The organism is Streptomyces sp. NPDC043908 (assembly GCF_056435525.1).
This window is the reverse complement of sequence record NZ_JBWKEI010000007.1, coordinates 325,942-349,437: the sequence shown is the minus strand read 5'-3', so window position 1 is coordinate 349,437 and position 23,496 is coordinate 325,942. Positions and strand designations below refer to the sequence as shown.

The following is a 23,496-nucleotide window of genomic DNA, read 5'->3' as shown; positions in this document are numbered from 1 at the left end:
GCTTCTCCTTCAGTTGAGTGACTTCGGGGCTTCCTGGTCCACGGGCGGCCCCGCGGGCATCCGCTGGGCGCGGTCCGAGCGCTCGAAGCGGGCCCGGGCGAGGGTGCCGACGACCGACGACACCGCGGTCGCGGCGGCCGCGACCGCGAAGAGCGTCCCGAAGTCGCCGCGCCCCGCGAGCGGGCCGACGGCGGCCGTGCTGACGGCGGCGCCGGTGAAGACCGAGCAGGCAACGAGCGCGGCGGCGCTGCCGCGTGCCTCGGGTGCGGCCGCCTCCAGGACCCATGCCTGGAGCGCGGACTGGCCGACGGCGAGGGCGAGTCCGGCGAGGGCGCCGGCGATCAGGATGCCCGGCACCGACTGGGTGAGCGCGGCCGTGAGATAGCCCACGAAGAGCAGACCGGTGCCCCAGCCGAACATGCCCGCGCCGGTCGCGCGGGTGTCGAAGGCCCTGACGACGACACTGCCGCCGATGGCCGCCACCCCGTACGCGCTGGTCACCAGGCCCGACATCAGGGCGCTGCTGCCGTGCTTCTGCAGGGCCGCGTTGAAGAAGTTGAAGAGCCCCATCATCGCCGCGCCCTCGACGAAGCTGAACGGGATGAGGAACCGGAACCAGCCGTCCCCGAGCACCTGGGCGAACCGCTCCCGCACGCTGGGGCCCTCGGCGCCCTTCGCCCGGGGCGCCTCCGGCAGCAGCGTGTACACCACGGCGAGCAGGGGCGCGGCCACCGCCGGGATGAGCAGGGGCGAGCGCCAGTCGAACAGTTCGGTGAGCGCGCCCGCGACGACGGTCGCCAAGGCGGCGCCGACCGCGCTGGAGGACATGATCGCCGCCATGGTGCGCTGGCGGCGCTCCATCGGGATGTGGTCGCCCACGTAGGCCACGGTCACCGGGATGAGGGCGGCGGCGAAGCCGCCGGCGACCGCCCGGCCCGCGATCAGCAGTGCCGCGTCGGGCGCCAGGGCCGCCGCCAGATCGGCGAGGCCGAGCCCGAACAGCGCGGTCCGCAGCACTCGCACCCGCCCCACCCGGTCCGAGATCGCGCCGTGCACCGGCTGCATGATGCCGACCATCGCCAGATAGCCGGTGAGGGCGAGCGTGGTGGTGCCCAGGCTGACGTCGAAGTCCTTGGAGACGGGGACCAGGACCGGGTTGATGACGACGAGGTCGAAGTCGAGCAGGAAGAACCCCGCGCACAGGATGGCCACCACCGCGCGGTCGCCGGGCTTCCCGTCCGACGGCTGCCCTCTCATCGGGCCACCGCCCGCACCGCGACGCAGGACCAGCTGAAACCGCCGCCCAGGCTGAGCAGCAGCGCCACCTCGCCCGCAGCGAGCCGTTTGCCGGTGTGCAGGGCCGCCAGGTTGGCGGCGGAGTCCCCGGCGCCCAGATGCCCGGTCCCCCCGCCCAGGTTGAGGATCTCCGCGTGGCGCAGGCCGATGCGGGCGACGGTCGGGTGGAAGAACTCCTCCAGCGGGCCCGCGCCGAGCCGGGGGAGGGCGAGGAAGCGCACCCGGGGGTCGCCCGGGGCGAGCCCCGCTTCACCGAGCGCGGTGCCGACCACGTCGAGGACGGCCTCGGTGAGCGCCGCCGTGAACCCGGGCTCGGCCCCCGAGGCGACGAAGGCACGTTTGGTGCGCCGCACGTCGACCTGGGGCAGGGTGCGGGGCATCGAGCTGAACTCGTCGTCGCCGCGGTGCATCGTCTCGTACTCCGAACGCGCCACGGTGGCCACCGAGAGCAGCTCGTACGGGCCCTCGGCGCGGTCCAGGAGCAGGGCGGTCCCGGCGTCGCCGTAGACCAGCTCGTAGTCGCCGAGCCAGCGGTCGAAGGCGGGCGGCAGGAAGCGGTCGCCGGTGGTGACGGCGGCGCGGGCCACGGACGGGTCGGCGATCATGCGGGCGGCGGCCACTTCGAGTGCGGCGGCTCCGCCGTTGCACATCTGCTGGACGCCCACGGCGGGCACGGCCGAGGCGCCGATGTGGTGGGCGACGTAGTTGGCGGGGGCCCAGAAGTCATGGCCCTGGTGGTAGGTCCAGGCATGCGCGACCAGGCCGAGGTCCGCCCCGTCCCATCCGGCCGCGGCCAGCGCGTCGGTGGCGGCGAGGACCGCCATCTCCGGGGCCGCGTGGTCGGGGCTGACGGTGACCTCGCGGTAGCCGAGGCGGGTCGCGGTCTCCTCGTCGACCCGGCCTGCCGCGAGGGCGGCCTCGGTGGTCTCGCGCCGGTCCGGGAGCCAGAGCGTCGCGGCCGCGATCCGCAGCGGCGTGGTCAAGGGCGGGGACAGACGCACTGGGTCCTCCCGGAAGGGCCCCGGAGGGCATCGTCAGTGATGCGGATTATCAGCGAGAGTCTTCCCCTCCCCGTGATGCCGCGTCAAGGCCCGAAAGGCGCAAGTCGCGCGCCCCGGAAGGCCCTCACGCGCCCCAGTGGGGCCCGCTGTGTGCGGAGGGCGAGCACGGGCCCGTTCCCCCGGTCCGCCACCAGCCCTTTCTGTTCGTACCTGACAGGTTATGTCCGAAGCCCTCGTACGCGGCCGATTGTGCGCGGTCCCGGCGGGCCGCGCCGCCCGCTCCCGCACCCCCTCGCGCGCCGCCCGCACCGAGGTCCACGCGCACGGCACCCCGCGCCACCCGCGCGATGCCCGTCGGAGGGTGTCCACCTGTGCAACTGGCGGGGAATAGAAGCGTCCGGAGGAAGTCCTGTGTTAAACAGAGCACAACTCGTCCTCGACTGGCGAGAGTTGACCGGAACAGCACGCATTTACCCGTCCGCTGCCGCAGCGGAGTGTCGCTTACACAGAGGTGATGCATGGACGACCTGGCCGGCACCACGAGCACCGACTTCTCCCTGAGCGCCCGGGAGATCGAGCAGTTCCACCGGGACGGATACATCGGCCCGTTCGACCTCTACGAACCCGACGAGATGGAGAAGAACCTCCGCGCCCTGCGCCCCAAGCTGCTCAACACCAAGCGGGCGATCTACGGGCAGGAGAAGGCGGTCTCCGGCGTCACCAACCTCGCCAACTACGACCGCCACCTCGACGTCGACTTCCTCGCCGACCACATCACCCGCCCCGAGATCGTCCACCGGGTCGCCAGCCTCCTCGGCCCGGACGTGCTCTGCTGGCGCACCGAGTTCTTCCCGAAGTACCCCGGGGACGAGGGCACCGACTGGCACCAGGCCGACAACTTCTCCAACGTGGCCGGATCCAAGCACCCCCAGATCGTCTGGCCCGAGGACTCCGAGTTCGGCGGCACCATCACCGTCTGGTCGGCGTTCACCGACGCCAGCGTGGAGATGGGCTGCCTCCAGTTCATCCCCGGCTCGCACCGGACCATGAACTACGACGAGTCCAAGGTCATGACGTACGACGCCGACTCCATCGGCAAGGTGGAGAAGGGCGGCGTCCGGCGCGGCTTCTTCGGCTACGACTACCGCCAGCTCCAGAAGGACCCCAACTGGAGCCCGGACGAGTCCCGGGCCAAGTCGATGGTGCTCAAGCAGGGCCAGTTCATCGTCTTCTGGTCGACCCTGATGCACGCCTCGCACCCGCACGCGGGCCTGACCGACCACATGCGGCTGGGGTACGCGGCCCGCTATCTGCCGACCCAGGTGCGGGTCTACCCGTTCTCGGACGCCCTGGAGGAGTTCGGCGGCGAGGCAAGCCTCGACAAGTTCGGCTGTGTGCTGGTGTCCGGCGAGGACCGGTACAAGCACAACCGGTTCGTCGACCGGACCGTCAACGGCACGCCCTTCCGGCCCGCCCGCTGACCGGGCCCGGCCACTCCTGCTCCGACGTCGCCACATCCCAAAGGGGTGTCTGCGCTGGAAAGACTCAACGGGACCCGACTCACCGGCACCGAGGAGGCGTTCGCCCTCCACCGCCGGATCAACCGGACCGCCACCGACTATCCGCGGGACAGCTCGGTGCCCGCGCTCTTCGCCGCGAGCGCCGCGCGCCACCCCGACGCGCTCGCGGTGGTGCAGGACGGGCGCGCGTACACCTACGCCCGGCTCGACCGGCTCTCCAACGGCCTCGCCCGCCGCATGCTCGCCCAGGGCTTCACCCCGGGCTCGACCGCCGGAGTCTGCCTGACCCGCTCGCCCGAGCTGATCGTGGCGCTGCTCGCGGTACTCAAGTGCGGGGGCGTCTACCTGCCCTTCGACGCCGGCTGGCCCGACGAGCGGCTGCGCGGACTGCTGGCGCGGGCCGACTGCCGCTGGGTGCTGACCGACCGCCCCGAACAGCTCGCCCGGCGGCTCGGCGCGTGCCGCGTCCTGCCGGTGGACGAGGGGGTGGAGGAGTGCGAGACCGCCCCGGGCGTCGAGGTCGGCGGCGACGCGCTCGCGTACGTCAACTTCACCTCCGGCTCCACCGGCAGCCCCAAGGGCGTCGCCATCCGGCACCGCAGCATCGCCCGGCTCGTCCTCGGCGCCCGCTTCGCCCGGCTGGAGGCGGACAGCCGGCTGCTCCAGCTCGCGCCGGTCACCTTCGACGCCGCCACCTTCGAGATCTGGGGCGCGCTGCTCAACGGCGGTACCTGCGTGCTCTACCCGGAGGGCCTGGTGCGGCTCTCCCGGCTCGGGCGGGTCATCGACGACCACCGCGTCACGGTCGTCTTCCTCACCACCGCCCTGTTCAACGCCGTGATCGACGAGGCACCCGGCGCCCTCGACGGCACCGAGACCGTCCTCATGGGCGGCGAACTCCACTCGATCCCGCACGTGGCGGCGGCGCTGCGCCGGTACGGGCCGGGCCGTCTCGTCCATGTGTACGGACCCACCGAGGCCACCACCTTCGCCACCTACCACCGCATCGACCGGCTCATCCCCGACTCGGGACTCCTGCCGATCGGCACCCCCATCCAGAACACCCGCCTCTACGTGACCGACGGCACCACCCTGTGCGAACCGGGCCGGACCGGTGAGATCTGCCTGGCGGGCGACGGGCTGTCGCCCGGCTACCTCGGCATGCCCGAGCTCACCGCCGAGCGGTTCGTGGACCGTGAGATCGGCGGCGTCGGCGAGCGGCTCTACCGCACCGGCGACCACGGCACCCTGCTCCCCGACGGCTCGCTCGTCTTCCAGGGCCGCGAGGACGACCAGGTGAAGATCAACGGCTTCCGCATCGAGCTGGGCGAGGTCGCCCACCACCTCGACCGGCACCCGGCGGTGCGGCGCAGCCACGTCACGGTGAGCACCGAACGCGGCGAACGGTCCCTGGTCGCCTTCGTGGTGGCGGACCCGTCCGTCACCTCCGCCTCGCTGCGCCACCATCTGCGGACCCTGCTCCCCGCGTATCTGGTACCGGCCCGCATCCACCTGTGCGAGGCGCTGCCGCTGACCGCGACCGGCAAGGTCGACGGCCGCGCGCTGCTCGCCGCCCACGACACCCACACCCCACCACCCGCCGCCCCGGCCGCCCAGCCGGTGGCCACGCGGGACTGACCGGACGGAGGAGAAGGCCATGACTTCCCAGGACTCCCAGGCGGCGCTCGGCACCGAGCCCATGACCGCGACCGAGGAGGCGATCGCCGACATCTGGCGCGGTCTGTTCGGCATCACCGACGTGGCCGTCGGCGACGACTTCTTCGAGCTCGGCGGCAACTCCCTCACCGCCATCAAGTTCCTGTCCCGGGTGGAGGAGCGCTTCGCCGTCGACGTACTGCTGCCCGAGACGCTCTACGAGGACGCCCGGCTGAGCAGCCTGGCCAAGGCCGTCGACGAGGCGATGGCGTAGGCCCGCCGTGCGCCCGACGCCCCGTGCCGCCGCGCCGCCCCGGACCCCAGTGGGCGAGCCGTTCGCCCGGTTCTCCGGTGACGGCCCGGCCGCCCTGCGGCTGTTCTGCTTCCCGTACGCGGGCGGCGGCACCCAGGTCTTCCGCGACTGGCGGACACGGGTGCCGCCGAGCGTGGCGGTGACCGGTATCCGGCTGCCGGGACGCGAACAGCGCTTCCGGGAGAAGCCGTTCGACTCCTGGCCGCAGGCGCTCGGGGCGCTCGCCGAGGCCCTGGCCCCCGAGACCGCACGCGGGCCGTACGCCTTCTTCGGCCACAGCCTGGGCGCCCGTCTCGCCTACGAACTCACCCACCGGCTCACCGCCGAGGGCCACCGCCCGCCCGAGCTCCTGGTCGTCTCGGCGTGCCGGGCGCCGGGCGTGCCGGCACGCACACCGCCCATGCACACCATGGACGGGCCCACCCTGCACCGGCGGCTGCGCGAGATGAACGGCGTCCCGCCCGAAGTCCTCGCCAGCCGCGCCCTGATGACGCTCCTGGAACCGGTCCTCCGCGCCGATCTGCGGCTCGCCGAGACCTGGCAGCCCACGCCGGGGCGGATCTCCGCGCCGATCCTGGCGCTGTGCGGCGAGGACGACGACATCGACCCGTACGAGTCCATGGTGGCCTGGAAGCACCACACCACCGGGGAGTTCACGATCCGCGCCTTTCCCGCCGGGCACTTCTTCCTGCGCGACGAGGAGGAGGCCGTGCTCGCGACGGTCTGCGGACGGCTGGGGACGGGGGGCGCGCGATGACCGACCTGCTGAGCGTTCCCTCGGCCCACCTCACACCCGTACACGAGGAGTTCCGCGCCTCGGTGCGTACGTTCCTCCGCAAGGAGGTCGTGCCGTACGCGGCGGAGTGGGAGCGGCGCCGCGCGATGCCCCGCTCGGCCTGGCACGCCTTCGCCGCCGAAAGCCTCCTCGGCCTCAACCACCCCCCGTCCGTGGGCGGCGCCGGACTCGACCTCTTCCACTCGGTGGTCTTCCTGGAGGAGCTGGGCCGCGCCGGCTTCGGGGGAGTGCGGTTCGCGGTGGCGCTCCACGCCTACATGGGCACGAGCTATCTCGCCACCAACGGCTCGCCCGAGCTCCAGCAGCGCTATCTGCGCCCGGCCGTGGCGGGCGACCTGATCGCGGGACTGGCGATCACCGAACCGCAGGCGGGCTCGGACCTCGGACGGCTGGAGGCGACGGCCGTCGAGGACGGCGACCATCTGGTGGTCGACGCCGAGAAGCGCTTCGTCGTCAACGGCGGCTTCGCGGACTTCTTCGTCACGGCGGTACGGACCGGCGAGCCCCGGTCCGGCGCGGGCCAGAGCCATCTGTCCCTGCTGGTCGTGGACCGCGCCGCCGAGGGCGTCCACGTCCTGCCCAACGACTCGATCGCCTGGCGTGCCTGCGCGATGGCGGACGTGAGCATGCGCGGGGTGCGGGTGCCCAAGGAGAACATGATCGGCCGCCGCAACTCCGGCTTCGTCCAGATCATGAAGAACATGCAGCTGGAGCGGCTCGCCGCGGGGATCTCGGCGGTCGGGGACGCGGCCCACTGCCTGGATTTGACGTGGCGGCACCTCAAGGGCCGCGCCATGTTCGGCTCGACGCTCAGCGCCCAGCAGGCCGTCCGCCACACGATGGCCGATCTGCTCACCGAAGTGGAGGCGGCCCGTCGGCTCACCCACCACGCGGCCTGGAGTTACGCCCGCGACCCGCTGTCGATCACGGCCTGCTCGATGGCTAAGCTCAAGGCCACCGAAGTGGCCCGGACCGTGGCCGAGGAGTGCCGCCATCTGCACGGCTCCGAGGGCTTCCGGGAGGGCGCGCCGATCGTCCAGACCGTGCATGACGCCCAAGCCGCCACCGTCGCCGCCGGAGCGAGCGAGGTCATGCGCGACATCGTCGTACAGAGCGGATACGAGGAGTTGCCGTGACCACGTCCGAGACGGAGGCGACGAGCGCCGGCGGTCCACCGAGCCCCGGAACCGGTCCGGTGCGGCCCCCAGGCCTGGCGTCCGAGCTGGTCAGGGCCGGGACGGTCGGGCTGATCGCCGCGTTCGTGGGCTTCTCCAGCTCGTTCGCGATCGTCCTCGAAGGCCTCACCCGGGTCGGCGCGAGCCGCGCCGAGGCGGCGTCCGGGCTGATGGCGCTCTCCGTCGCGATGGGCGCCTGCGCGATCTTCCTCAGTCTGCGGCTGCGGATGCCGGTCAGCGTGGCCTGGTCGACGCCCGGCGCGGCGCTGCTCGCCGGCGCGGCCTCGGTCGACGGCGGATTCGCCGCCGCCGTGGGCGCGTTCCTCGTCGCCGCCGCGCTGATCGTGGTCACCGGACTGTGGAAACCGCTCGGCCGTGCCGTCTCGGCCATCCCGAAACCCCTGGCCAACGCCATGCTCGCGGGCATCCTGCTGCCGCTGTGCCTGGCCCCCGCCAAGGCCGTCCAGGAGAAACCGGCGCTGGGCCTGGCGATCGTCGGCGTCTGGGCCGTGGTCGGCGCCTTCCGGAAGCTGTACGCGGTCCCGGCGGCGGTCGTCGTCGCGGTGGTCCTGATCACCGCGACCACCCACATATCCGCCGCCGACCTCGGCCCCCTGTGGCCCGAACCGGTCCTGGTCACCCCCCACTTCACGGCGGCGGCCGTGATCGGGATCGCGCTTCCGCTGTACGTGGTGACGATGGCCTCGCAGAACATCCCGGGCATCGCGGTCCTGAACGTCAACGGCTACGAGCCCGAGCCGGGCCCGCTGTTCGGCTGGACCGGCGCCTTCGGCCTGGCCGCGGCGCCCTTCGGCGGCCACGCCGTCAACCTCGCCGCGATCACCGCCGCGCTGTGCGCCGACGAGAACGCCGGCCCCGACCCGCGCAAGCGCTACCGGGCGGCGGCCATCGGCGGCGGCGCCTACATCCTGCTCGGCCTGGGCGCGGGAGCGGCGGTCGCGTTCGTCGGCGCGGCCCCGCCCACCCTGATCGAGGCGGTGGCGGGCCTCGCGCTGCTGGGCGCGCTCGGCAACTCACTGGTGGGAGCGGTCACCGACCCGGGCGACCGGGAGGCGGCGGTGGTCACGCTGGTGGTGACCGTGTCGGGCGTGCAGTTCTTCGGGATCAGCGGCGCCTTCTGGGGTCTGCTGGCCGGGGGCGCGCTGTACGCGGCGAAGAGGCGGCTGCCCGCGAAGTGAGGCGCCGCGGCCGGCGTGCGCTCACCGGTCCGGGAAGAGATGCGCCTCGATCGCCTCGTTGTACTTCCGGAGCGCGAACTCCTGCGTACCGAAGCAGTGTTCCTCGTTGGCGCCGCTGGTCAGGCCGATCTGGATCTCCCGGTAGATCTCCAGGTCCTCGTACTGCACCTGATACGTCAGCTGCCGGTTCTCCTCCCACTGCTCGGCACTGCCCTCGCCCACCGATCCCCTCGGCACGATGAGGCGCAGTTTCACGAGCGTACGGGTCGGGCCGAGCGGGTGGCTGGTGATCCACAGGAAGTGGTCCGACTGGTGCAGCACCGTCTCGTTCGGAAAAATCGTGTGGATCACGTTCGCCACCGACAGCAGACGCCGTTCGGAGCGTTCCGTCCTCGTGATGAAGTTTATCGACCGCTTGGGCAGGATCGAGCGGAGATGGGGCCCGAACGCATCGAAGAAGAACGTGCTGTTCTCGAAGAGCGGGTTGGCGCTCTTCGCATGCAGGAACGGGAAGTGGTAGCCCTCGAGCGTGCCTTCCACGACCAGTTTCCAATTGATTTCCCATTCCTGGCTCTCGGCGCCGTAGATCTCGTACGAGGCCAGGTCGAGATCCGCGATGTCGGGCCGGAAGTCGCCCAGGAACGCGTCGAGGTCGGCGCGGCCCGGATTCTCCTCGGGCATCAGCCAGACGAATCCGTACGCCTCCACCGACGGGAGCGCCACCAGATTGCGCTTCCCCCGCTCGACCCCGGGGAAGCAGTGCGGGCTCGGGATCGCGGCGAGGGTGCCGTCCAGGTCATAGCGCCAGGCGTGATAACCGCAGGTGAACTGCTTGCGCAGGCCGGACGGCTCCTTCTCCAGACGCGCCCCGCGGTGCCGGCACGCGTTGAGGAGGACATGTGCCACACCGTCCTGGTCGCGGCTGACGATCAGCGGCCTGCCGAAATGCTCCAGGGTCGTGAAGGTGCCCGGTCCGGGAATCTCGGAGGTGTGCACCAGCATCGAGGGCAACCGGGTGAAAATGCGGTCGATTTCCGCCCGGTACCATTGCGGGGAGTGATAGCGGTCTACGCTCACCCGGGTGTCCGAGTCGGTCAGCGGGAGCCGTTTGTCGCGCAGATGCTCCAGGGCACGGTCGAGAATCCGGAGTTCCTCGTCGCGATCCATCCGTCAACTCCCTCCAAGTCCCGCGCGCACAGAGGTGATCATCGGGCGGGGTTCGGGTGCGGCGCAATTCTATAGGGGTTCCTTTGTGGTGACGAGGGTTGTTCAATGTCAAAAAAAGCGCGGTTGAACGGCGGTTGTGCTGATCGGTGAATCGCCGGTAGAACGGCGGGACAGCGGAACACCCTGCGGCCCGACAGGAGTGCCCCGACGTGCCGACGCATCGCGTACTCGCCCAAGCCGGGGCGCCCCCCACCGCACGGTTCCTCCTCGCCCTCGCCGTCGTCCTCGCCGTGGCGTTCGCGCTGTCCCGGCTGGCCCGGCGGGTGCGCCAGCCCGCGGTGATGGGCGAGATCGTCGGTGGCATCCTGCTCGGCCCCAGCCTCCTCTCCCTCCTGCCGGGCCACCTGGAGACCAGGCTGGTCCCGCCCTCGACGCTGCCCTCCCTCCATCTCCTCTCCCAACTGGGCCTGGTCCTCTTCATGTTCGGCGTCGGCTACCAGTTCGACCTCGGGCACCTGCGCACCCCCAGCGCGAAACGGCAGGTGGCGGCGGTCTCGCTGACCTCGGTGGCGCTGCCCTTCGGGCTCGGCGTGGGCCTCGGGTACGGGATGCACTCCTGGCTCGACCAGTCCGAGCTCCGGACGCACGGGCCGCTGGGCCCGGCGCTCTTCCTCGGCGCTGCGCTGTCCATCACCGCCTTCCCCGTCCTCGCCCGCATCCTGGCCGAACGGGGCCTGTACAAGGACCCGTTGGGCGCGCTCTCGCTCGCCTGCGCGGCGGTCCAGGACTTCCTCGCCTGGTGCATCCTGGCCGCGGTGGTCGTGGTGGTCCGCGCGAGCGGGCCGTGGCCGCTGGCCCGGATGGTGCTGGAGTCGGCGCTGCTGCTCGCCGCGCTCGTCCTGCTCGTACGCCCGGGCCTGGCCTGGCTCCTCGACCCGGCCAGGCCGTGGGCGGGCCCCGCGCTCACCCACGCCGTCCTCGTCGTCGGCGTCCTGCTGACGGCCGTCGCCACCGAGGAGATCGGCCTGCACGCCGTCTTCGGCGCGTTCGCCTTCGGGGCGGTCGTCCCGCACCGCCACATCGACGAGAGCGCCCCGCAGGTGCCCGAGCGGATCGAGCAGACCAGCCTGCTGCTCCTGCCGGTCTTCTTCACCGTCACGGGCATGTCCGTGGACGTCTCCGGCCTCGGCGCCCGGGGCCTGGTGATGACGGGGGCCGTCGTGGTGGCGGCCTGCGCCGGCAAGTTCACCGGAGCGTTCGGCGCGGCCCGCCTGACCGGCGCGACCCCCCGCGAGGCGACGGCCCTCGGGGTGCTCCTGAACTGCCGGGGGCTGACCGAACTGGTCATCCTCAACGTGGGCCTGGGCCTGGGCGTCATCGACACGCGCCTGTTCACGGCGATGGTGCTGATGGCGGTCGCCACGACCCTGATGACGGGCCCGCTCCTGGAACGGGTCCGCCCGTCGCGGCCCCCGGCCCCCCGGGGCACGCCCGCGGACCGGCCGCTCCACGACCCGGCCTGACACCGACGTCAGGTTCCTCTCCGCACGGCCAGGGCGGCGACCACCTCGATGTCCCCCGGGGAGACCAGGCGCAGCGCGTCCAGGACGGCGTCCCAGCGCGTCAGCCGCAACGCCTCGACGAGGTGCCCACGGGCGGTCGGCGTGGGACCGAGGGCCCGCGCCACGGCGGCGAGGGCCAGACCGCGGTGCTCTTCGGAACGGATGGTCTCGGCCAGCTCCGCGGCGCGGGTCACCTCTCCGGCGCCGGCCAGCGCGCCGACCACGGCGGGCAGCGCGAGGTCGCGCATGACGGGGTTCGTGAGGCCGTCGACCAGGGCGAGGGCCCGGTCGTGATGCCCGGCGGCGGCCAGCGCTCCGGCGAGATACCCCAGCGTGCGCTCGTACTCGACGAGGTCGCCGACGCCGTCCGCGAGTTCCTCGGCCTGAGTGAGCCGGCCCGACCGGGCGACCGCCCGGACGATCGTCGACAGGGCGGAGTCGGCGGCGTGACCGTCGGCGAGGGTACGGACCAGGCCGACGGATTCCTCGTACCGGCCCGCCAGGGCCAGCACCCGGGCCACCGAGGCGAGCGTCCACCACCGCTGGTACGCGCTGGTGGCGGCATCGGCGAGCGCGCGGGCCCGGCGCGCCGGCACCAGCGCCCGGCCCGGGCGGCCCGCCCGCGCCCAGGCCTCGGCGACATCGCACAGCGCGTCGCCGCGCTCCGAAGGATGGACGGAGCGCGAGGCGACGTTGGTGGCCCACCGGAAGACGCCGGTGGCGTGCCGCTCCAGCCCCATGGCGAGGAAGGCCTTTCCGACGGCGGCCAGATCACGCGCCTGCGCGAGGGGAGGGCCGCCGGGGACCCGGGTGAGGGCCCGCCGGGCCAGGCCCGCCGCCTGATCGGGTTCGCCTGCCGCGGCCAGCGCCTCGGCGAGGGAGGCCAGGACCCCTACCGGGACCGGCGGTTCGAGTCCGCCACGGGCGAGACCGGTGACCAGACGCGCGGCTTCGGTGGCTTCGGCGTGGCGTCCCGCGACGGCCAGGGCGTGCGCGACGAAGGTGAGGGCCTGGATCCGCAGGGCGGGTTCGGTGACGAGCGCGGCGGCATCGCGGGCCGCGTCGACGGCCTGGTGCGAAGAGTCCGACGCGGGGTGCGAGGAGTCCGCCCCGGCGGCCGCCTCGCTGACGGAGGCGAGCGCGCGGGCCCGCTCGTAGGGGTCGGCGAGGTCACCGGCCAGCCGGAGACCCAGCTCCGCGTGCCCTTCCCGGGCCAGCACCCCGGCGAGGTCCGCGAGCAGCTCCTCCCGGTCGTCCTCGTCGTCGAGGCGGAGGGCGAGGCCGACGGACCGCTCCGGCAGGGCGGCCGCGGCCAGCGCCCGTGCGACGGCGGGTGTGGCCCAAGCACGCTGGTCCGGATCGGTGAGCGCGTCGGTGAGGGCGGCGGCCTGCCGGGCGATCCCGGCGGCACGGGTGAGGTGGCCCGCGCTCGCCAGCACCGAGGCGATGGCGGCGAGGGTCTGGGCGCGTTCGTACGGCTCGGCTCTCTCCTGCGCCGCCAGGACGGCGCGCCGCAGCGACTCGTCGGCCTCCCGCGCCAATCCGGCGCAGGCGAGTGCGGCGCCGAGGGCGCCGCGCACTTCACCGAGGGCTCGCGACGGGCCGAGGGAGCGGGTGAGCTCCTCGGCCCGGCGTACGAGAGCGAGCGCGCGGTCCTCGTGGCCCGCCCGCGCCAGACCGGTGGCGACGGCGGCCAGCGCCTTGGCCCGCTCGTCCGCCTCCCCGACCGTCAGGGCCAGTTCCGTGGCCCGCGCGTAGTCCTCCGCCGCGACCAGCGCGCCCACGATCCGCCGCAGGGTCCGGTCCCGCAGATAGTCACTGGGGTTGCTGTCCGCCAACTCGACCGCCCGCTCGAACGCGGCCCCCTCGTGTCCGCCCGTGGCCAGTACCCCGGCGACCTCGGCAAGGGCCACGTCCCTGCTGACCCGGCCCTGCGCCCTGGCGAGGTTGACGGCCCGGTCGACGTGCCCGAGCCGGGCCCACAGCGCGATCAGGGAGGAGGGCAGGTGGTCCATCCGGTCGTGGAGCGCGTCGCGGCGGAACGCCAGGAGGACCGCGGTGTGGACGTCCGGTCCGCCGGGGTCGCCGCTGGTGCCGGGAGACACCAGGTCGAAGGCGAGCGCGATCTCGGTGAGGGCCTCCAGATCGGAGCCGGTGACCTGCCACAGCCGTTCGTGCCGGGCCGGGTCACGGGCCAGCGCGGTCAGCCGGGCGGTGTCCCGCTGCTCGTGCAGGAGCTGGACGTACCCGCGCAGCAGGTACTCGGGCGTGCCGGCGGGCCATCCGAGATCCCGGTACTCGTCCGCCCAGGAGTGCAGCCGCCCCCGCAGCCCGGCCAGTTCGTCCGTGCCGAGCAGCGCGAGGGCACCGCGCTGGATCTCCTCGTGCGCCAGAAGATAGGCCGCCGCGCCGGCGGCGGCGGACCAGTGGGCGGCCCGGACGCGGAAGCTGCGGCCGCTGACAGCGGTCAGTTCCCGCTCGACCAGCCGGCCGCTGCTCGCGGTCAGCCGCGCGAGATCGGCCGCGCTCAGTCCGCCCCCGGCGGCGGCGACGAGCCCCACCAGCTCCCGGCCGGTCCCGCCCCCTTCCAGGAGCCGCAGGAGATCGCGCTCGGCGTCGACCCGTACCGCCTGCGCGTGCGGTGACGGTTCCAGCGGGTGGTCGATGCGGCTGTCGCGCAGGGGGTGGTCGCCGGATACGTCGTCGGGCACGGGCGGATGGGGCCGGCCGGCCACCAGGACGCGCATGCCGTGCGCGGGACGACGGGGGAGCAGTGCGGCGATGCTGTGGGTGTCCGCCCCGGAGGTCACCCCGCGGTCCTCGTCGAGCCCGTCCACGACGAGCACCAGCCGCCGCCGGCGGCGCGCACAGGCCTCCGCCGCCCGGTCGAGGGCGAGGAGCAGTTGCTCATCGCGGGTGCAGTCGGTCGTCAGCGGCTCCTCCTCGCTCAGCAGTACGTAGAGCTGCCGCTGGACCACCTCGCAGAACGCCTGCCGGTCGTTCTGCCGGGCGAGCCGGGCGGTGACGAAGAAGGCGACGAGGTCGACGCCCGGGGGCGGGTGGAGCACGAAGTGGGCCATGAGCGCCGACTTCCCGGCCCAGGCGGGAGCCTGCCACCGCCAGTACGGGGCGGGAGCGCCGGGGAGCGGGGGAGGGCTCGGGGCGGCGGAGGAGACCGCGTCCGCCGTGGCGCCCGACTCCGTGCAGAAGCGGGCCATCGCCTCCAGTTCCCGCTCCCTGTCGCGGAGTTCGGCCGCGGCGACGGCCTCCACCTGCAACAGATATCCCGAGCGCGGGACGTGTGGCGGCGCCGCTTCCCCGACCGTCACATCGCCGTTGATCACGCCGGAGTTGGCGAAGGCGCCACGGCCGTCGGCCCGTGCCTGGCCGGTGCTCCGCGCCGACAGCTGTTCCCGCCCCGTCATCCGCGTGTCCCGGTCCCTCCGTTCGACGGGCGAAGCCCCGACTCGGCGCGGCCCGGCCGCGGGTGAGGCGGCTGAGGACCGGCCGAGGGCCCAGCGTAGCCGTGCGGCCGGGCCGGGCCCTTGGAGCCGGCCCATGGGCGTCCGGCTGGCGGCGATCATCACGGGGACCACCATCCGCGCCGCCGGAGGGCGCGTAGGGCGCGGGCTTCGATAGGCTCGGCGCCGTAAGCGCCGGGTAAAGGGATATGCGGGGGCAAACAGTGTCGGATCAGCAGCATCAGTCGAGTCGCGGCGGAACGGACGGGCCCGCGGCGGATGCGGGAGTGTTCCAGCCGCTGGCCGAGGACGACCCGCGCTCGGTGGCCGGATATCTGCTCAGCGCCCGGCTCGGCGCCGGCGGCATGGGCAAGGTGTACCTCTCCTACACGCCCGGCGGCCGTCCGGTCGCGATCAAGGTGATCCGGCCCGAGTTCGCCGAGGACCCCGACTTCCGCCGCCGCTTCCAGCAGGAGGTGCGGGCCGCGCAGCGGGTGCAGGGCCTCTACACCGCGCCCGTGGTCGACAGCGACACCGACGGCCCGCACCCGTGGCTGGCCACGGCCTACGTCCAGGGACCCTCCCTGCACGCGGCCGTCGCCGCCCACGGCGCGATGCCGGTGGGCACCGTGCTGCTCCTGGTGGCCGGGATCGCCGAGGCGCTCCAGGTCATCCACCAGGCGGGCATCGTCCACCGCGACCTCAAGCCGTCCAACGTGCTGCTCGCGGTCGACGGGCCGCGCGTCATCGACTTCGGCATCGCCCGCGCCGCGGACGCCACCGCGCTCACCGGCACCGGCGTCAGCGTCGGCACCCCGTCCTTCATGTCGCCCGAGCAGGCGGCCGGGACGAGCTGCACGGCGGCGACCGACGTCTTCGCGCTCGGCCAGATCGCGGTCTTCGCCGCGACGGGCTCCGCGGCCTTCGGCGACGGTTCCTCGCACGCCGTCCTCTACCGGATCGTGCACGAGGACCCGGACCTGTCCCGCCTCCCGGACGAGCTGCGCGAGATCGTCACCGCCTGCCTCAGCAAGGACCCGGCCCGCCGCCCGTCCCCCGCCCAGGTCATCGAGATGTGCGGCCGGGCCTCCCAGGACCCGGCGCTGCGCCGCCCGGAGGGCTGGCTGCCCTCCTCCTACGCGGCCGACCTCACCCAGGCGGCCGCCCCGACCCCGCCTCCGCAGCCGGCCCACCCGCCGACGCAGGCGGCCCCGGCCACGCCCCCGGCGTACCCCCCGACGCAGACCGCCCCGCACACCCCGCCCGCGCACCCGCCGACCCAGCCCGCCTATCCGCGGCCCGTACAGCCCTACCCCGCTCAACCCCACTCCGTACAGCCGCAGTACGTCCATCCGCCCGCCCCCGGGACCGTCACGGACCGTTCGCGGGGGGCCGGGCAGGCGCAACCGCCCCGCAAGCGGAACCGGGCCGTGCCGGTCGTCGCGGTCGCGGTCGCCGCCGCGCTCATCGGCGTCGGCGGATACCTGGTCAGCCAGCTCTCCGACGGCGACTCGAACGCCGACAAGCCCGCCCACGGGGGCAGCGACAAGAACAGCGCCCAGCCCGGCAGTTCCACCCCGGGGACCGGCGCCGGCAGCGCGAAGAGCAAGCCCCCGGCGACGCCGCAGGGGGCCGTGTACAAGAACATCAGCATCACCCGCGGGTACTCGGTGAAGTTCGCCGACGAGCCGCCCCAGCCGCAGAAGATGGACGTGTTCTACGAGGGCGACTTCGGCTACGCGGAGGACATCGTCAACGGGGACGCCCTCGCCACCAACCAGTCCAAGAACACCATGGCCCTGCTGGAGCCCGGCGAGCCCGGAACCCTGGACGGCTGCCGCTCCAACACCCGGTACACCACGTCGATCACGAAGGACAAGGTCGGCAAGGGCGCACGGATCTGCGTGAAGACCGGCTCCGGGCACTACGGCCTGGTCACCGTGCTCGGCTTCGCGCCGAAGGAGTCGGCGAGCCAGTTCGTCGGCGTGGACCTGACGGTGTGGCGCAACGTCCCCACGTCCTGAACGAGCGGGGGCCGAGCGGCGGGCGCGGCCCCCTGCCCCGCGCGCCCGGGGCCCCTCGCCGTCAGGCCGGGCTCAGCGGATGGGCCGCCGTGGCCGAGCGCGGCGGCCAGGCGCGCGGGGCCAGGATGCCGAGCACATAGGCGCGGGCGACGAGGGCCGGGCGGGTCGCCGCGCCCAGGAGGTCCCGCAGACGGCTGAGGTGGTAGTCGACCGTCTGCCGGGACAGCTTCAGGGAGGTGGCGATCTCGCCGTTGCTGCTCCCCGCCGCCAGCAGCGACAGGATGCGGACCTGCGCGGGGGTCAGTGACGGATGGGCCTCGTGGGCGAGGCTCTGGTGGGTGACGACGGCCCACACGTGCCGGGCCCGGGCGGCGGAGTGGCCGACCGTCGTCAGATGGATCTGCGCGCGGCGCTGCCGCCCCCGGGTGTCGAGCAGCACCGCCGAGGTCTCCACCCGTCTGGTGCGGCGCGCTATGAGCCCGTCCCACCGGCGGTGCAGCCGCTCCAGCCCCGGGTCGGGGGCGAGCAGGGTGTGCGCGCGGCGCCCGACCAGCTCGGGCAGGCTGAGATGGAACAGCTCGGCCGCCGCCGTGCTCGCCTCGACCACCCGCCCGTTCGCCGACAGCAGCGCGCAGGGCAGACCACTGTGGTCGCGCAGCGCCTGGAGGCTGTCCTCGGCCGCCTGCCACTGGAGCATCGCGCGCAGCCGGTCGGTGATGTCCACGTAGATCCCGGCGACGCAGGTCCGCGCGTTCTCCCGGACGGGGAACCGGTGGCCCACCGCCCGTCCCGCGCTGCCGTCCGGGCGCCGGTAGTCCAGGGTGTGGCGCACCGGCGTCCCCCGGCTGAGGACCTCCTGGTCCAGGGCGCGGAAGTGGACGGCCTCGGCGGGGGCGTCGAAGTCCTCGATGTACTTGCCGACGAGTTTGTCCGGAACGGTCCCGTAGAGGTGCGCGTAGGCGTGGTTGGCCCACAGGTAGCGGCCCTCGCCGTCGCGGATGAACGCGGCGGCCGGGGCGAGGTCCGCGAGGCCCGCGAAGGCGGCGTACCGGCGCGGCAGCCCGGGACGGGCGTCGGCCCGCGCCGTGCCCGGGTCGGCGAAGACCCCGCCGCCCCGCTCCCGCACCTGCCACGGCTCGTCGACCTCCCCCCAGAACACCGGGAAATGTTCGAGCAGCGCCTTCAGACTGGCGTCTTCCACAGCGGTCCCTCCCTCCCTGCGCGACTCGTACGCCACTGGCTGACGCAGAGTCACAACGCGATGCGTATCCCGTCCCGATCCCGCGCATGCTCGGTTCTCGGCCGAAGTGACGGCCGCCCCCGCACCCCTCGCCGCCCCGGTCCACCACCCCGAACAGGGGCCGGTATTCAGGCATTTGCCTGAATACCGGATGGCCCTGATGGCGTTTGGAACGCCGGTCGCGTGGTCCTCTTGAGTAAGCGGGTGAACACGCCCCGAACATGACCGGGCGGCTTTCCCGCACCCGGCACGCATCACCGATCCGTACGACGACCCGTACGCCCCCCGCGTACAGCCGTTACGGACACGGACGAATGGAGACGAACTTCAGTGAGCAAGGTGCTGTTAGTGCATGCCAAGGGTGGTCCGCCGCTCGGTCACGTCCTGTCCCGGACGGCCGCGAGGGCGGAAGTGCACCTGCTGGCGCTCAGCGCTCTTCCTCCCGTCGTGGCGGACTCCGCCCGGAGACTGTGTGCCTCGGTCGTGACGGCCGACGCGCACCGCTCCGACCTGGTCTCGTTGATCGTCTCACGGGCCCGGACCGTGGGCGCGGACGCGGTGCTCACCTTCTCCGAGTACGCGGTCGTCGCCGTCGCCGAAGCCTGCGAGGCGCTCGGTCTCGCGGGACCCGGCGCCGCCTCCGAGCTCGCCCGCGACAAGCGCCTGATGCGCCGCACCTGGCGCGAACACGGCCTGTCGCAGCCCGAGTTCCACTCCGTCGCCACGGAGGCCGACCTGTACGAGGCGGCCCGCGCGCTGCCCTTCCCGCTGCTCCTCAAGGCGGCCTGGAGCGCCGGCTCCACCGCGCACCAGATCATCCGGTCCCCGTACGAGGTCTCCGCCGCCTGGCGCCGCTCGCGCGAAGTGATGGCCGAATCCGCCCAGTTGGGGTACGCGGAGCTGCATGTGGCCGAGGCCCAGGGGCACTACGTCGTCGAGCAGATCGTGACCGGCACCGCCTCCGACTGGTTCGACGACCCCGGCTGGGGCGACTACGTCAGCGTCGAGGGCGTCGTCGCCGACGGTGTCTTCCACCCGGTCTGCCTCAGCGGCCGGATGCCCACGGTCGAGCCGTTCACCGAGCGCGCGAGCATCACCCCCGCCCTGCTCTCGGCGGACGCCCAGGACCGTGTCGTGGCGTTCGCGCGGCAGGCCGTCGACGCCCTGGGCCTGCGCGACTGCGGAACGCACACCGAGATCAAGCTCGGTGCGGACGGGCGCATGTGGCTGATCGAGACGGCCGCCCGGTTCGGCGGCGCGATGACGGTGCCGCAGATCGAGGACGTCTTCGGACTCGACCTCGTCGGCATGCTGGTCGACCACCTCCTGGGCCGCCCGGTCGCATGGCCCGAGCAGGCCCTCGCCCCCGCCGACGCGCGGGGCGCGGCCGGCTCCCTCGTCGTCCTCGCGGTCGACGGCAGCGGCGAGGCCTGGCACGACCGCAGGGTCTGGGACTTCCCGGCCGTCGCCGAGAGGGTGACCCTCAGCCGGGGCAGCGAGCTGTCGGTGGTCGCGGAGAGCTCCCTCCCGGACGGCAGCGTCGTCCCCGTCTACGACCCGGCCGCGGGCGCCAACACCATGGCGGCCCTGTGCCTGCTCTCCGCCACCGACGCGCGCACGGTCCTGCGCGACTTCGAAGCGCTGGTCGACGCGCTGCCGCGGGTCCTGCCCGCCGTACGACCCGAGGAGGTCTCCGTATGACCGCCCTGCTCACCGGAGCCGCCGAACCGGCCCTGGACCGTACGGTCGTCGGCGAGAACCTCTCCCTGCCGCTCTTCCGCACCCTCTCCGGCGTCCTGGCCGGCCACCCCTACCTCAAGGTCGTCGTCGACCGCGCCGAGAACACCTGGCACCTCCTCGACACGGCGGCGCACCCCTTCCACGTCAACTACATCGCCACCCGCGTCCTCGGCATGACCCTGGAGGAGCTGGACGCGGACCTGGACGGCTTCAACGCCTCCGTCTACATGGACCCCGACCGCCGCTTCCTGCTCGGCGTGCTCTCCCTGCACACCGACGAGGACGCCGAGGACCGGGGGCGCACCTTCCTCGTCCTGGAGACGACCGAGGCCGACACCATGGACGGCCGCCTCCTGGAGTTCTTCTACGAGTACGTGCGCGAACGGGTCGACGGACGGCTCCCCCTCCTGCTCAAACCCGCCAACCACGGCCAGGAGGAGGAGCTGGCGGCGATCAGCGAACGGCGTGTCCCGCGCATCCTGAGCCACGAGCTCTTCGGCTCCAGGACCCGCACCCCGCTCAACCCCGGCGAGGTCACCGGACGGCTGCGCTACTTCCGTACCAACGAGGAGTACGCGGCGGCCGAGGCCGAGCTCGGCTGGGCGGACATCGTGGCCATGCCGTGCCTGCCCGACGACGTGCCCCGGGTGGCCGGGTTCCTCAACACCGCCCCGATCACCCCGCTCTCGCACACCAACGTGCTGGCCTCCGGCTGGGGCATACCCAACGCCATCGTGCTCGACCTCGACCAGCTCGTCGAGCGGGACGGCCTCGACGGCGCCTGGGTGCGCTACCGGGTGGGGGAGGACGAGATAGCGCTGGAGCGGCTGGAGGACGAGCCGGTCCTGCGCGCCCCCGCCTGGCACCAGCAGCGCATACGCCTGGCGCCGCCGCTGCTCGAAGACGCGCCCGTGCTGTCCCTGCACCGGCTGCGCGCCGCGGACCGCGACCGGTACGGCACCAAGGCGGCCAACCTCGGCGAGCTGCACCACGTCCTGGACAGCCGCACCGCCGACCTGACCGCCTTCTACGGACGCCCCCGCCCGCCCCGCGACGACCTCTACGGCCACCTCGCCACCCGTCTCGGCCTCAGCTCCGCCTCCACGGCCGAACTGCGCTCCGCGGCGGCCGACTTCGTGGCCCGCACGGTCGGCGCCCCCGAGGGCGTGGCGCTCCCCTTCTCCCTCCAGCAGCACTTCCTCGCCTCCTCGCCCGCCATCCAGCAGGGCATCGGCAAGCTCAAGATGGCCCTCGAACTCGACGCCACCGACGTCCTGGACCCGATCTGCCTGCAACTGCAGCAGCTGATCCGGCACACCCCCGTGCCCGAGTCCGTCACCCGGCAGATCACCCAGGCCTTCGCGATCCCGCCGGACGCCCACGGCCGCCTGGTCGTGCGCTCCTCCTCCAACGCCGAAGACCTCCCCGGCTTCTCCGCGGCGGGCGTCTACGACTCCGTCACCACCGTCCACGGCACCGGCGAACTCCTGGACGCGGTACGCCAGGTGTGGGCCTCCCTGGTGTCGCCCCGCAGCGTGCGTCTGCGCCACCAGGTCGGGATCTCCCTCGACGACACCTACATGGGCGTGATCATCCAGGAGTACGTGCCGGCCTCCATCGGCGGCGTCCTGGTGACCTGCGACCCGACCCGCCGCGAGGACTTCCGCAACGTCTACCTCAACTGCTCGCCCGGCTCCCCGGAGCGCGTGGTCGAGGGCTCGGTGCTGCCGCAGCAGTACCTCTACAACGTGGTGGAGGGCGGCGGCCGCACGGTCGCCCTGGGCTCCTGGGGCGACGGACTGCCCGCCGCCACCCGCGCCCGGCTCGCGGACCTCTCGCTGACCGGGCGGCTGCTCCAGTCGCACTTCAGCGCGGACGACCTGGACCGGCCGCTGGACATCGAGTGGCTGATGACGGAGCGGGGCGACTTCCGGCTGGTCCAGATCCGCCCCTACGCGCTGTGAGCGCGGGCCTCGCGGACGCGCCCCCCGGCAAGGGGGCGCTGACGCCCGCCGCCCGCCGCATCATCCGCCTCAACTACGGCTTCCAGCTGCTGTTCAACCTGCTGTGGTGGATGCCGGTGTTCTACGCGTACCAGAAGGAGGCCGGGCTCTCGGACGGCCAGATCTTCGGTATCCAGAGCATCTACTACGTGGCGTTCTGCCTGTTCGAGATCCCCACCGGCCTGATCGCCGACCGGATCGGCACCCGCAACTGCCTGCGGGCCGGGGCGGTGGTGATGACGGCGGCGAACCTGGCCCCGGTGGCCGCCGCCTCGTACACCGGCTTCCTGGTCCACTTCCTCGCCATCGCGCTGGGCCGTTCCCTGACCTCGGGAGCGGCGAGCGCCTATCTGTACGACGGGCTGCGGGCGGAGAAGTGCGACGCGCACTATCTGAAGGCGGAGGGCACCGCCCGGGCCCTGGGCCTGGCGGCGAAGGTCGTCTGCTGGCCGCTGGTCGGCCCCCTGATGAGCCTCGCCCACGCGGCCCCGTACGTCCTCAGCGCCGCCAGCGCCGCGGGCTCACTGGTCTGCGCCGTCGCCCTGCCCCGGCTCGCCGGAACGGGCACCCGTACGGACAAGGCGACCGGCCGCGGGGACGGCGGGCGCCGGGGCGGCGCGTTCCTGCGGGACGCGGGCGCCGCACTGCGCTGCGTGGCGTCCTCGCCGTGGCTGGCCCTGGTGATGGTGCAGGGCGTGGCGGTCTTCACGCTCTCCCGGATCTGCCAGGTCAACCTCTTCCAGCCGATCCTGCTGGACCACGGGGTGGGGGAGGCCTCGCACGGCTCGGTGCTGGCGGCGATGACGGTCGCGGAAGCGATCGGCTCGGCGCGCCCCCAGTGGCTGAGCCGCCGTCTGCCCCCGGTGGCCTGGGTGTCGGTGCTCAGCCTGGCGCTGGCGGGCACGCTGGCGGCCATGACGCTCGGCGGCCCCTGGGCGGTCGTCGCCCTGCTCTGCCTGTTCGCCGCCGCGACCGGCTTCGCGTACCCGGTGCAGCGCAAGCTGATGAACGACGCCGTACCCGCCGGCGCCCCCCGCGCCACGCTGCTCTCGATCGAGAGCCTCGTGGACCGCGCGGTGTGCGCCCTGGCGGCGGTGGCGGTCGGCGCCTACGTCTCCGCCGGCCACCTGGACGCCCTGCTGTGGCACAGCGCGCTGGCGACCGTGGTGCTCCTCGGCGTGGTCCAGCTGCTGCTGCGCAGCCGGAGGGTGAGCCGGGACCGCGCCGGGGCGGGAACCCCGGCGGCGGACCCGAAGGACACGGCGAAGTCGGACGGCCGCCCTGCCGACGAGGCGGTACGGGTGACGGGAGGAGGGGGACGCAGGCCCCCGGGCGCCTAGCCG

At 73.3% G+C, this 23,496-nt stretch carries 16 protein-coding genes; 11 read left to right on the top strand and 5 right to left on the bottom strand.

The annotated features are described in order from the left end of the window. Positions 1-9: 9 nt before the first annotated feature. Complete coding sequence (locus AC069K_RS18400) at positions 10-1,257, bottom strand: MFS transporter (RefSeq protein WP_478617383.1); 1,248 nt, start codon at positions 1,255-1,257, stop codon at positions 10-12. After that, on the bottom strand, positions 1,254-2,297 hold the full coding sequence (locus tag AC069K_RS18395) for a 3-oxoacyl-[acyl-carrier-protein] synthase III C-terminal domain-containing protein (RefSeq protein WP_478617380.1): 1,044 nt from the start codon (positions 2,295-2,297) through the stop codon (positions 1,254-1,256). Before AC069K_RS18395 ends, AC069K_RS18400 begins: the two co-directional genes overlap by 4 nt. A gap of 518 nt (positions 2,298-2,815) precedes the next feature. Between AC069K_RS18395 and AC069K_RS18390 the strand changes: the two genes are divergently transcribed. The 6 genes from AC069K_RS18390 to AC069K_RS18365 are packed head-to-tail and all read left to right on the top strand — an operon-like array spanning position 2,816 to position 8,956. Beyond that, positions 2,816-3,778, top strand: a complete 963-nt coding sequence (locus AC069K_RS18390) for a chlorinating enzyme (RefSeq protein WP_365102918.1) — start codon at positions 2,816-2,818, stop codon at positions 3,776-3,778. Positions 3,779-3,823: 45 nt separating this feature from the next. Next, the gene (locus tag AC069K_RS18385) at positions 3,824-5,455 is read left to right on the top strand and encodes an amino acid adenylation domain-containing protein (RefSeq protein ID WP_478617377.1); all 1,632 of its coding nucleotides are present in this window, start codon (positions 3,824-3,826) and stop codon (positions 5,453-5,455) included. 19 nt (positions 5,456-5,474) lie between these two features. Continuing rightward, positions 5,475-5,747 carry a phosphopantetheine-binding protein gene (locus tag AC069K_RS18380; RefSeq protein WP_358831640.1) on the top strand — a complete coding sequence of 91 codons (273 nt, stop codon included), beginning with the start codon at positions 5,475-5,477 and terminating at the stop codon, positions 5,745-5,747. Between the two features lie 49 nt (positions 5,748-5,796). Then, positions 5,797-6,543, top strand: a complete 747-nt coding sequence (locus AC069K_RS18375; protein ID WP_478617373.1) for a thioesterase II family protein — start codon at positions 5,797-5,799, stop codon at positions 6,541-6,543. Then, complete coding sequence (locus tag AC069K_RS18370; RefSeq protein ID WP_478617370.1) at positions 6,540-7,718, top strand: acyl-CoA dehydrogenase family protein; 1,179 nt, start codon at positions 6,540-6,542, stop codon at positions 7,716-7,718. Before AC069K_RS18375 ends, AC069K_RS18370 begins: the two co-directional genes overlap by 4 nt. Next, complete coding sequence (locus AC069K_RS18365) at positions 7,715-8,956, top strand: benzoate/H(+) symporter BenE family transporter (RefSeq protein ID WP_478617367.1); 1,242 nt, start codon at positions 7,715-7,717, stop codon at positions 8,954-8,956. Before AC069K_RS18370 ends, AC069K_RS18365 begins: the two co-directional genes overlap by 4 nt. Positions 8,957-8,977: 21 nt before the next feature. On the opposite strand, the gene AC069K_RS18360 is transcribed toward AC069K_RS18365, so the two are convergent. Next, entirely contained in the window at positions 8,978-10,123 is a 1,146-nt protein-coding gene (locus AC069K_RS18360; protein WP_478617364.1) for an aromatic ring-hydroxylating oxygenase subunit alpha, read from the bottom strand. Positions 10,124-10,332: 209 nt separating this feature from the next. Between AC069K_RS18360 and AC069K_RS18355 the strand changes: the two genes are divergently transcribed. Next, positions 10,333-11,646, top strand: a complete 1,314-nt coding sequence (locus AC069K_RS18355; protein WP_365102902.1) for a cation:proton antiporter — start codon at positions 10,333-10,335, stop codon at positions 11,644-11,646. Between the two features lie 8 nt (positions 11,647-11,654). Here the strand turns inward: AC069K_RS18355 and AC069K_RS18350 are convergent, their stop codons facing one another. After that, positions 11,655-15,110, bottom strand: coding sequence for a hypothetical protein (locus tag AC069K_RS18350; RefSeq protein WP_478617362.1), 3,456 nt, complete (start codon positions 15,108-15,110; stop codon positions 11,655-11,657). 245 nt (positions 15,111-15,355) lie between these two features. On the opposite strand from AC069K_RS18350, the gene AC069K_RS18345 reads away from it, so the two are divergent. After that, the gene (locus AC069K_RS18345) at positions 15,356-17,170 is read left to right on the top strand and encodes a serine/threonine-protein kinase (protein ID WP_478617360.1); all 1,815 of its coding nucleotides are present in this window, start codon (positions 15,356-15,358) and stop codon (positions 17,168-17,170) included. A 61-nt stretch (positions 17,171-17,231) separates the two neighbouring features. Here the strand turns inward: AC069K_RS18345 and AC069K_RS18340 are convergent, their stop codons facing one another. Further along, entirely contained in the window at positions 17,232-18,371 is a 1,140-nt protein-coding gene (locus AC069K_RS18340; protein WP_365102893.1) for a PAS domain S-box protein, read from the bottom strand. 387 nt (positions 18,372-18,758) lie between these two features. Between AC069K_RS18340 and AC069K_RS18335 the strand changes: the two genes are divergently transcribed. From AC069K_RS18335 to AC069K_RS18325, 3 genes are read left to right on the top strand one after another with little or no spacing between them, the layout of a single operon-like run. Then, entirely contained in the window at positions 18,759-20,111 is a 1,353-nt protein-coding gene (locus AC069K_RS18335) for an ATP-grasp domain-containing protein (RefSeq protein WP_478617355.1), read from the top strand. Beyond that, positions 20,108-22,114 carry a PEP/pyruvate-binding domain-containing protein gene (locus tag AC069K_RS18330; protein ID WP_365102887.1) on the top strand — a complete coding sequence of 669 codons (2,007 nt, stop codon included), beginning with the start codon at positions 20,108-20,110 and terminating at the stop codon, positions 22,112-22,114. Before AC069K_RS18335 ends, AC069K_RS18330 begins: the two co-directional genes overlap by 4 nt. After that, positions 22,111-23,493 (top strand): MFS transporter, encoded by a 1,383-nt coding sequence (locus AC069K_RS18325; RefSeq protein WP_478617351.1) that lies wholly within the window; start codon positions 22,111-22,113, stop codon positions 23,491-23,493. The genes AC069K_RS18330 and AC069K_RS18325 overlap by 4 nt, the downstream gene beginning before the upstream one ends. Positions 23,494-23,496 lie beyond the last annotated feature (3 nt).

Coding starts and splice junctions, on each gene's coding strand:
- AC069K_RS18390 (WP_365102918.1), top strand. CDS start 2,816: ATGGACGACCTGGCCGGCACCACGAGCACCGACTTCTCCCTGAGCGCC.
- AC069K_RS18345 (WP_478617360.1), top strand. CDS start 15,356: ATGCGGGGGCAAACAGTGTCGGATCAGCAGCATCAGTCGAGTCGCGGC.
- AC069K_RS18330 (WP_365102887.1), top strand. CDS start 20,108: ATGACCGCCCTGCTCACCGGAGCCGCCGAACCGGCCCTGGACCGTACG.
- AC069K_RS18380 (WP_358831640.1), top strand. CDS start 5,475: ATGACTTCCCAGGACTCCCAGGCGGCGCTCGGCACCGAGCCCATGACC.
- AC069K_RS18350 (WP_478617362.1), bottom strand. CDS start 15,110: ATGACGGGGCGGGAACAGCTGTCGGCGCGGAGCACCGGCCAGGCACGG.
- AC069K_RS18370 (WP_478617370.1), top strand. CDS start 6,540: ATGACCGACCTGCTGAGCGTTCCCTCGGCCCACCTCACACCCGTACAC.
- AC069K_RS18360 (WP_478617364.1), bottom strand. CDS start 10,123: ATGGATCGCGACGAGGAACTCCGGATTCTCGACCGTGCCCTGGAGCAT.
- AC069K_RS18400 (WP_478617383.1), bottom strand. CDS start 1,257: ATGAGAGGGCAGCCGTCGGACGGGAAGCCCGGCGACCGCGCGGTGGTG.